Below are 10,059 nucleotides of genomic sequence, written 5' to 3'. Positions count from 1 at the left end.
TCTTCAGGCACAGCTTTCTGTTTATCCCACCCCCTGTTCAGAGCACCACACCTATTTTTTGTGTATGAGACCTCTTTTTTTCCTGCTTTCTGTAGCGCTGGTCCTGTTTCTGCCACTTGCTTCCGGCGCACAGTCGGGAGGCCAGCCCACTGCCGTGGCCCTGCACCTCATTACGGCTGATGTATCTCCAGGCACTATGGTAGAATTTAAGGGCATGCTCTTTTTTAGCGGCTACACTGCGGCCCACGGAGCTGAACTCTGGCGCAGCGATGGCACCGCCGAAGGCACCGTGCTGGTAAAGGACATTAACCCCGGACCGGCCCACAGCAACATTAACTACCTGACCGTTTCACAGGGCCAGCTGTTTTTCAGCGCCAATAATGGGCAACTGGGACAGGAACTCTGGAAAAGTGACGGCACGCCCGAGGGAACCGTGCTGGTAAAAGACCTGTATCCCGGGCCCCCGCGCCCCGGCGGCTATTTTGAAGGCATCGGTGGGCCGGAATACCTGACCGATTTTGGAGGAGCGCTCTACTTCAGTGCCCGCCACCCCGACTGGGGACGGGAGCTTTTTAAATCAGATGGCACCGCCGAAGGCACCGTGCTGGTGAAGGACATTAACCCCGGCCCCGGCGATAACCATCCGCTATATCCCTATGTACGCAGTAGCGTGCCCAGTCATTTAACCCCCTTAGGGGACTGGCTCTATTTTAGTGCCTATGATGGCATGCATGGGGTAGAGCTGTGGCGCAGCGATGGCACCGCCGAAGGCACCCAACTGGTGCTCGATCTCTACCCGGGCAGACCGGAGCGGGCTACCTTTGGGCCCGGACAGTATGGCGCCGACCCCTCGGCCATGATCGTGTATCAGGGCATGCTCTATTTTCATGCCATGGACAGCCTGCACGAAGGGGGGCTATGGCGCAGTGATGGCACTGCCCAGGGTACGGAACTAATAAAAGACCTTGATCCCGAGGGAATGAGTTTTATCTACTCCTTTGCTGTTGTGGGGCCTACGCTCTTTTTTAGTGCCAATAGTGAGGCGCATGGCTATGAGCTCTGGAAAAGCGATGGAAGCCCGGAAGGCACTGTGCTGGTGAAGGACATCAACACTCTTGACAGCCCCGAGCAGCATGCCAAAAGCAGCTATCCGGCCGATCTGGTAGCCTATGCCGGAGAGCTGTATTTTAGTGCTGCCGAGGCACTGCATGGCAGGGAGCTCTGGCGGAGCTCCGGTACGGCAGAAGGGACCGTTCTGGTGAATGACCTGCTGCCCGGGCCGGCCGGCAGCGAGCCTGTCGCTCTTACCCCCCTGGGCAATGTGCTTCTACTTTGGTGCCGCTGTGCCGGGGGGTGGCCGGGGCCTCTATGCCTATAGCGCTGCTGCGGCCTGCATCCCAACAGGCGCTGAGATTCCCGGCGATGGCCTGGATAACAACTGCAATGGCGAGATTGATGAAGAAGAGCCTCCCTTTGGGCTCCAGCCCCTGCCAGCTCTGGTAATCGGTACCGAGCAGGAGTTTGAGTTTATCCTTCCCCTGGTCCATTCGCAGCAGCACCAGCTGCAGGAGGTTTCGTTTTTGGCCAATCGCCCCGCCTGGCTGCAGGCCGAAGTTCAGGCTACCAGCATACGCCTGTTTGGCACTACCCCTGCCCGCAGCTGGGGCCGCTATTTTCCCGAGCTGCTGGCAACCACCGCCGGGGGGCAGCAGGCACGCCAGCTGCTTTCCATCCGCATCGACAATTGCCAGAACAGGCGCTGGTATGCCGATGGGGATGGCGATGGCTATGGCAGCAGTGAGCACAGCCTGCTGGTATGCCGGCAACCCGAGGGCTATGTGACGAGCCCCGGCGACTGCAACGATGCCGATGCTGCCCTCTATCCCGGCGCTACGGAGCTGGCGGATGGCCTGGACAATAACTGCAGCGGGGAGATCGATGAGGAGGGCGGCTGCCATGCCACCCATGTGGTGTCCTTCCGGCAGGGCTACCGGCCCGATGCCGGCACCATTGGCCAGCGCCGCAGCAACCCACAACTGGCCCTGGGCGCCCCGCAGGAAAACAGCACCTACAACTTTGTGTCACTGGGTTTTGGAGGCGAGCTGGTGCTGGAGCTGGGCAGCCTTTTGTACGACGATGGCAGCGAGGCCCCGGACCTGATGGTGGTGGAAACCAGCTGGGGCTGGGCCTCCCGCCCCTGTTATGATGATGCCCTGGCCGGCATGCCCGAGACCATGATGCTGGAGGTATCGGCCAACGGCAGCCAGTGGGTGCGGGTGCCGGGCCAGTTCTGCCGCACGGTCAAAATTGACCTGAGCCCGGTGGTGGGTGCCGGCAAACTTCCCTATGTGCGCTACCTGCGGATAAGCGATACGTCCAATCCGGCCGATTTTCACCCCTCTTCCACCGGCTATGATGTAGATGGCATCATCACCTGCCGCAGCCTTTTTGAGCCTCTGCAGACCAACGCCCGCCTGGCTTCAGGGGCCAGCGTGTACAAGCCCGACTTTTTCAATGAGTTGTCCGATGAAGAAGAAAATACACTCCGGCCGCTACGCTACTATCCAAACCCGGTGACCGACAAGCTACGCCTGCAGGGGGGTGGCCTGGGGGTGGGGCCCCTTGAGCTGAGCCTGTATACCCTTACCGGCCAGCGCGTGTACCAGCGCACTTATCCTGCCGATTCGCAAAGGGGTATCCTCGAGCTATCGATGGAGGGCCTCCCCAAAGGACTGTATGTGCTGCGCCTGCAGAGCGGCGGGCAGGCAGGGGTACTAAAGATCATAAAGGAGTAGCAACATCAAATGCAAAACGGCGAACAGCAAAAGATAGAGTTTCTCCTGCTGTTCCCCGCTTTTTTGGTGGTATCGATATTTATAACTCCTCTACCGTAAACTCCAGCGCCACGGTGCCGGCTTCGGGATTGGGAATGGGGGTAATGCCAATGGTTTCCGGATTGAACATGCCCGTCTGCACCAGGGCTTGCTGCGCCCTGATCAGTTTGGCGCGGCTGAACAATTCTCCGGCTTTGATATTGATCTTCCTGAGCAGTTCGGCTGAGCTTATGTTGGTGTTTCCTTTGATGTTAACCTCCGACACGCGTGCCTGCGGTCCTTCCTGAAGGGTAAATTGCAGCGCTACGGCATTGTTGGCAATGTTGGTGTCGTCTATTTTCAGCGAGAAATACAGGTACCCCTGGTCCATGTAAAGCGACGAAATATCCTGCGACTCAGGAGTAAAGTTCAAACGGGCTTCCAGCTCGGCCCGGGTATAGGGATCTCCGGGCTTTAAGCCCAGCACCTGGTTCAGACGGGCTTCGGTATAGACCGTATTGCCGCTCCAGCTGATGCTTTTGATTACCAAGGGCTCCATTTCGTCGGTTTCTGTGCGCTGAAGGCTGGTAGGGACTTCGGGACTAGCGGCAGGGGGGCTGGGATGGAAAAAGGAAGAAAGAGCAAGGGCTACTGCCAGGGCAGGCAGGGCGGCTAAGAATTTCAGCTTTTGCATGGGGGTAGAAGGGGGTTGGGTAAGCATTTGGATTCGGTGTACAAGCTCTTTGGAGGAAAAAGTATGCAGGATAGGGGCAGTCCCCTGCAGGCTGGCCAGCTTGAGCAGTAGCCTGCCGTAGGTGGTGGGCGTGGTGGCGGTCCGGGTAAGCGCCGCATCTACCTGAAATTCGTGCAGCCTGCGAAGGCTGGCACTCAGGTAATACAAGGCCGGATGGAACCAGAAGAAAACGGTAACCCCCTCATACAGCAACACATCCAGGCTGTGGCGCTGCTCCAGGTGGTGCTGCTCGTGCCGAAGCACCAACTCGGCTTCTTCCGCACTAAGCATGGGGCCATCCTGGGGAAGAAAGATGTAGCGCAAAAAGGAGAAGGGAGCCAGCCCCTGCCGGGTGCGCACCAGGATATAGCCAGCCTGCGGCTCTTTCGGATTGTGCCTCAGGAGATTTTTTACCAGCAGCAGGCTGTGCAGCAGTTGTCCCCCCTTGTACAGGCAGCCCGCCAGGTACAGCAGTGCCAGCGCAGCCCCCAGCAGGCGGAAATAAGATGTGCCCGCCGGAAGAGTTTGCCCAGTTCCGCTACGACCAGGGGCAGGTACTGGCCCGGGCGTTGCCAGCCCCTCCAGCTTTAACCAGCTGAGGTCTGCCGCTGGCAGGGAAGACCATGCACCATTAGCCAAGAGGTGGGGAAGAGGCAGCAGGGGTAGCAGCACACTCAGTAGAAGGGCAGCCAGCAGATAGGCCCTGTTCCAGCCAAAGGGGGTCAGGCTCACAAAAAACAGGCGGTAGGCCAGGGCGAAAACAGCCAGGCTGATGCTTACTTCAATAAGGTAGCCGAAGTAGGGTAGAAGCATAGGGGCGTTTAGTTGGCGGAATCATTTTTCTCCAGCAGCTCCAGCATCTTGCGGATCTCTTCGGGGCTCAGTTCCTGCTCCTTCACCATAAAGGAAACGACCTTCTCGGGCGAGCCTTCAAAATAACTGGCCAGGTAATTTTTAAAGACAAACTTGCGATAGGCGGCTTTGGAGATCAGGGGGTGGTACTCATGGGTTTTTCCATAGGCGGTGTGGCCCACAAATCCCTTTTTTTCCAGCAGGCGGATCAGCGAGGAGATGGTGTTGTAGGGGGGCTGCGGCTCGCCCATGCGCTCCAGTACATCCTTCACAAATCCTTTTTTAAGGTGCCAGAGAATGTGCATCACCTTCTCTTCGGTCTTGGTTAAGGTTTCCATGCACCAAACGTACACCTTATTTATCAGTTACACAACTGAATTAACAGTTATAAAACTGAAATTTCAGTTTTGAAGTGCGGTTGGTTACTGTCCGGCATGCTGGGGCGTGGGGATGCGCGGCAAGGAAAGCTGCTAATCAATCGGACAGGGGCTGGCATAAACGGGCTAAAATCACTAGTTTACCCCATCTGACAGGAAGGTGACACCGATATGTCGTGGTGCTGGTGGGCAAATTGGGCTAGGTTTGGGCTATACAAAAGCCGAACAGTATGGAAAATCAATCCTTATCTAAAAATCTGATCTACCAGCGAAAGCTGCAGGGCCTGAGCCAGGAAAAGCTGGCCGACCTTTCGGGGGTTACCGTCCGGACCATCCAGCGCATTGAGCGCGGTGAGGTAAATGCGCATATGAATACCCTGAAGCTGCTGGCCGATGCGCTGCAGATCGATATACGGGAGCTGCTGCCGCTGGAGAATCCCCGGCATGAAGCCCTGCAAACCAAATGGCTGCTGCTCTTTCACAGCGTACCGCTGCTGGGCGCCCTTTTGCCCCTTACCAATATACTGGTACCCATTTTTCTGTGGATCCACAAGCGGGACGATAACCCCCTCTATGACCGGCACGGGCGGGCGGTGATCAATTTTCAGCTCACCATCACGCTACTCCTCCTCATTGGCCTGTCGGGCTTTTTTGTGTTTCCGCTGCTGGGGGAGGCTACCGGTATCTTCTTTTCCGTCATGGCGCTCTACTTTGGCGCCCTTATCCTTAATGTGCTCTTCATCGTCCTGAACATTTTTCTGGTGCTCCGCAGTGGCCGTATGTGGTACCCCCTTGCCATCCCATTCCTGAGAAAAAGGAAGTCCCTGGCTGCTGGGGCCTGATACCAACCCATCTCCCCTTTAGTAGCCCATCTGCGAGCAGAAGGCACTGCATGTGCTTTTGCCTGCCCCCATTTTTACCCTTCTAATACCTCCATCCTATGAAATCCCTATCCTTCCTGTATATCCCCCTTGTTCTTGTTCTTTTTCTGTTTGGCTGTGCAGCGCAGCCTGAGGCCCCTTCGGCCACTATTACCCGCTTAGATGGCAGCACTGTTGATGCGGCCTCACTCACCCGCCAGGTAAGCGGCCTGGTGGAAAAAGCGCAGGTGCATGGCCTTTCTCTGGCTATTTTTAACCAAAATCGGTTGGTTTATAAAACTACATTTGGCTACAGCCGGCTGGATACCCGCAGCCCCCTTACCGATTCTACCAACTTCTATGGCGCTTCGCTGAGCAAGGCCGTTTTTGGTGTGCTGGTGATGCAGCTGGTAGAGGAGGGGGTGCTGGACCTGGACGTGCCCCTGCAGGACTATCTGCCCAAAAGGATATGGGAATATGAGCCGCAGGCACGCTGGCACGATGATTTCTCCGATCTGGCCGAAGACTCCCTCTACCACAAAATTACCGCCCGCATGTGCCTGAGCCATACCGCTGGCTTTCCGAACTGGCGTTGGTTTGAAGCGGATAAAAAGTTGAAAGTGCTGGATACGCCCGGCACCCGCTACCGCTACTCCGGCGAGGGCATGACCTACCTGCAGGTGGTGCTGGAAAAGATGCTGGGCAGGGGGCTGGAGGAGCTGGCGCAGGAGAAGATCTTTCAGCCCCTGGGCATGCACAACAGCAGCTATCAATGGCAGCCCAGATTCGTAGAGAATTTTGCCTGGGGCCATACCGCCACCGGCGCCCTTTACGAAAAAGATACGGATAATGAGCCCAGAGGCGCCAGCACCCTGGAGACCACCCTGACCGACTACAGCCGTTTTCTGGAGGCCGTACTGCAGCAGAAGCTGCTGAGCCCGGCTGCCTATCAGGAATTATTTACCCCTCAGATCCGCATTCGGTCCCTGCGGCAATTTGGCCCGCTTGCGCTGCGGGATTCCAGCCTGAATGATGGCATTTCGCTAAGTTATGGCCTGGGCTGGGGCCTGCTGCAGTCGCCCCATGGGGTAGGAGCGTTCAAGGAAGGGGGCGGGAATGGCTTTAAGCACTACTCCATTCTCTACCCGGATGCAGGCATAGGGGTGCTGATCATGACCAATAGTGATAATGGAGAGGGTCTTTTTAAAGAGCTGCTGGCCCTGACCATAGCCGATGTGTACTCGCCTACCGACTGGAACAACTATGTGCCCTATCAGCAGAAGGCGGCCATCCCCGATTCGCTCTACGGCTACCAGTGCCGCCCCTGTGGGCGGGCCTGTGATAGGCTTACGTTTGCAGCCTATGGCACCTGCCCGGACTGTGCAATGCAGCTGGTGCCCAAAATTTTGCTGGTAGAGGGGGAGTAGGCACTGCTTTAGCGCTGCTGCTGGAGGTTTCCCCGCAGCTATTCGTTCAGCTACCGCACTTTCGCCAGAAGGGAGAAGGCCAGTTGCTAGCTGCTCGTGCCATGAATAACTTGTGCCACGAGTCATGCTAGCGAAAACGCTACAGCTGCTGCAGATAGGCCGGGAGCTGGCTCATATTCTCCAGCTCCTGGTACCCATAGCCCTCCAGCTGGCAGGGGGTCAGTTGCTCGTGCACCCAGGTGGTATGGAAAGGGATGTGTACCGCATGGCCGCCCAGCTGGCACACAGGCAGCACATCGGATTTAAGGGAATTGCCCACCATCAGGAAGGCCTCTGCCGAAAGGCTGTGCTTGCGCAGCAGGCGGCGGTAGGTCTCCTGGTTTTTCTCACTGACAATCTCGATGCTGGAGAAATAATCGGCCAGGCCGGAGCGGGCAATCTTGCTTTCCTGGTCAAAAAGATCGCCCTTGGTGATGATCATCAGAGGATACTCCCCCTCCAGCTGGCGGATGGTCTCCTCCACATGGGGCAACAGCTGTACCGGGTGCTGCAGCATTTCCTTGCCCAGCTCAAGGAGCTGCTGAATGTGCGTGCCGGGCAGCCGATAGTCAGATAGCTCCAGACCCGTCTCGATCATCGACAGCATAAAGCCCTTGATGCCGTAGCCAAACAGGCTCAGGTTGCGGATCTGGGTCTGGTCCAGCTGGCTGCCCAGTTCTTCGGCCCGTACGTAGGGGCGTATGATGTCGGTAAAGTGCTCCTGCGTTTGGGTAAAGATGGTTTCATTTACCCACAGGGTATCGTCGGCATCAAAGGCAATGGTCTGGATAGGGGGCATGGGCAGGCGCTAGGGGTGTTGCGGTTCTGCAAAAGTACTGCTTTTTTATGAGCCGCTCCAAGGGGGCAACTATCCTGGGTGTGTTGTTGGTGAAAACACCAACAAAGGGACAGTATTGTATATACAAGCAAACATTTTTCTCCGCTAGTGCGCGCTTGCAGCTCGTACTTCCAGTTGAATGGGTAAACGTATGAACTGCAAGCGCGCACTAGCGAAAAATGAGCTTGTTAGACATTACCGGTGGTACACCCGGCACCACTCCCGCAGCCGGGCCTCATGTTTATCCGTAAGCAGGCCGGGCTGCAGGCGCCAGCCCCAGTTGCCGCTGGTTGAGGCCGGCAGGTTCATGCGGGCGCTTTCATCCAGTCCCAGTACATCCTGCAGGGGGAGGATGGCGGTTTTGGCCACTGAGGCATAGGCCAGGCGGCTCAGCTCGGTATGCACTTCTTTCTCCAGCACAACATGGCCCACGTAGCGCTCCAGGTTCTGGCGCTCCTGCCGGCTGATGTCCTGCCGGAACCAGCCCCGGCTGGTATTATTATCATGGGTGCCGGTATAGGCAATGGCATTGGGAATGTAGTGGTGGGGGATGTAGATAGAGCGGGGCATGTCATCGCCAAACGCAAACTGCAGCACCTTCATACCTGGCAGCCCAAATCCATCCCGCAGCTGGTAGACCGCATCGTTGATGTCGCCCAGGTCTTCGGCCACAAAGGGCAGCGCACCGAATTCTTTCTGGACATGGGTGAAGAAATCGGCGCCCGGGCCAGGCTTCCACTCGCCCCGCCGGGCTGTTTTTTCGCCGGCTGGTACCTCCCAGAAATCGGCAAAGGCGCGGAAATGATCCAAGCGCAGCAGGTCATAGAGCTCCATGTTCTTGCGCAGGCGCTCGATCCACCAGCGGTAGTTCTGCTCTTTTAATACCTCCCAGTTAAAAACCGGCATGCCCCAGAGCTGCCCGTCTTCATTGAAATAATCGGGCGGTACGCCGGCTACCCCTTGCATATTGCCCCCTTTGTCCAGGCTGAAGATCTCCGGATGGGCCCATACATCTACCGAATCATGGCTAACATAAAAAGGCAGATCGCCCAGAAACTGGATGCCCCTGTCATGGCAATAGGCCCGCAGCTGCTGCCACTGGCGGCTGAAGAGAAACTGCAGCCATTTTATCTTTTCCAGCCGGGGGCCATGCTCCCCTGCAAAGGCCTTCAGGGCTTTGGGCTGGCGCTGCCGGTAGGGGGCCGGCCATTGGTGCCAGGCCTTGCCGCCTTCGGTCTCTTTGAGCACCCGGTAGAGGGCAAAGTCGTTGAGCCAGTGGGCTTCCCTCTCACAAAACTGCAGAAATTGCTGCTCCAGCTTCGCAAAGTTGCCGTTCTTAAAGGTGTCATAGGCCCGGTTAAACAGCTCCTCCTTGTTGATTTCCGCCTGATCGTAGCGGGCTTCTGCATCGGTAGGAAGATGATACGCACTGAGCGCTTCCCGCTCCAGCAGGCCTTCTTCGGCCAGCAGCTCGGGGCTGATCAGCAGGGTGTTGCCGGCCATGCTGGAGTAGGAGCTGTAGGGCGAGTGGCCGGTACCCCCTTCCGTGGGGTTGAGGGGTAAGAGCTGCCAGTAGCGTTGCCCGCTGCGGGCCAGAAAATCGGCAAACCTGCGGGCCTCGGGCCCAAAGTCGCCCACCCCAAAGGGAGAGGGCAGGGAGGTGATGTGCAGCAGGATGCCGGCATCCCGATCGCTGACAGGCTTTTGCAGCTGCAGCACGGCCAGCGGCAGCTGCTGAAAGAGTTCATTCACCGCAAGTCCTTTTTGGGAGAGGCTTCCCCCTTTGTGCAGGAACAGGTGCGTCCACTCCCCGGGCGCATCGGCAGGCAGTACAATGCGGGTATCTTTCCAGTCCAGCACGGGCCCTTCGGTCTTCTGGGCCTTGCCCAGGGCCGCCAGGTGCAGGGGCACAGCCACCACCAGCCACTGCTGCTGGTAGCGGCGGGCAAACGCCAGCAGGTGATTGCGGTAGCGGCCTTCAACCTGCAGGGGAAGGTACTCTCCCTTGCTGAAAAGCTCGGGCTGTTGCTGGCGCAGCTGCAGCAGGGTATGGGTGAGCCAGAGCTTGACTTGCCGCCGTAGCGCTCTTTCCAGAGCTGTTGCAGCAGCGCTTCGCTTTC

The 10,059-nt window shown here is 57.6% G+C and carries 8 protein-coding genes; 4 read left to right on the top strand and 4 right to left on the bottom strand.

Features of this window, described 5'->3' with window-relative positions; genetic code table 11:
* Positions 1-64: 64 nt before the first annotated feature.
* Entirely contained in the window at positions 65-1,378 is a 1,314-nt protein-coding gene (locus ADICEAN_RS18425) for an ELWxxDGT repeat protein (RefSeq protein WP_009197172.1), read from the top strand.
* Positions 1,320-2,795: a MopE-related protein gene (locus ADICEAN_RS18420; protein WP_009197171.1), complete on the top strand. Its 1,476-nt coding sequence runs from the start codon at positions 1,320-1,322 to the stop codon at positions 2,793-2,795. Before ADICEAN_RS18425 ends, ADICEAN_RS18420 begins: the two co-directional genes overlap by 59 nt.
* A 79-nt stretch (positions 2,796-2,874) precedes the next feature.
* Here the strand turns inward: ADICEAN_RS18420 and ADICEAN_RS18415 are convergent, their stop codons facing one another.
* On the bottom strand, positions 2,875-4,359 hold the full coding sequence (locus tag ADICEAN_RS18415; RefSeq protein WP_009197170.1) for a M56 family metallopeptidase: 1,485 nt from the start codon (positions 4,357-4,359) through the stop codon (positions 2,875-2,877).
* Between the two features lie 8 nt (positions 4,360-4,367).
* Positions 4,368-4,736, bottom strand: coding sequence for a BlaI/MecI/CopY family transcriptional regulator (locus ADICEAN_RS18410; protein WP_009197169.1), 369 nt, complete (start codon positions 4,734-4,736; stop codon positions 4,368-4,370).
* A 269-nt stretch (positions 4,737-5,005) separates the two neighbouring features.
* Here ADICEAN_RS18410 and ADICEAN_RS18405 point away from each other — a divergent pair, with 269 nt between their 5' ends.
* Both ADICEAN_RS18405 and ADICEAN_RS18400 read left to right on the top strand, forming a co-directional pair.
* Positions 5,006-5,617 carry a helix-turn-helix domain-containing protein gene (locus tag ADICEAN_RS18405; protein ID WP_009197168.1) on the top strand — a complete coding sequence of 204 codons (612 nt, stop codon included), beginning with the start codon at positions 5,006-5,008 and terminating at the stop codon, positions 5,615-5,617.
* A gap of 98 nt (positions 5,618-5,715) precedes the next feature.
* Complete coding sequence (locus ADICEAN_RS18400) at positions 5,716-7,062, top strand: serine hydrolase domain-containing protein (RefSeq protein ID WP_009197167.1); 1,347 nt, start codon at positions 5,716-5,718, stop codon at positions 7,060-7,062.
* Positions 7,063-7,201: 139 nt separating this feature from the next.
* On the opposite strand, the gene ADICEAN_RS18395 is transcribed toward ADICEAN_RS18400, so the two are convergent.
* Both ADICEAN_RS18395 and malQ read right to left on the bottom strand, forming a co-directional pair.
* Entirely contained in the window at positions 7,202-7,900 is a 699-nt protein-coding gene (locus ADICEAN_RS18395) for an HAD family hydrolase (protein ID WP_009197166.1), read from the bottom strand.
* 234 nt (positions 7,901-8,134) lie between these two features.
* A partial coding sequence (gene malQ, locus ADICEAN_RS18390) for a 4-alpha-glucanotransferase (RefSeq protein ID WP_236612955.1) occupies positions 8,135-10,059 on the bottom strand: 1,925 nt, incomplete at its 5' end.

Source organism: Cesiribacter andamanensis AMV16, assembly GCF_000348925.1.
In the GTDB taxonomy this organism is placed as follows: Bacteria; Bacteroidota; Bacteroidia; order Cytophagales; family Cyclobacteriaceae; genus Cesiribacter; species Cesiribacter andamanensis.
This window is presented reverse-complemented; position numbering and strand designations above follow the sequence as displayed.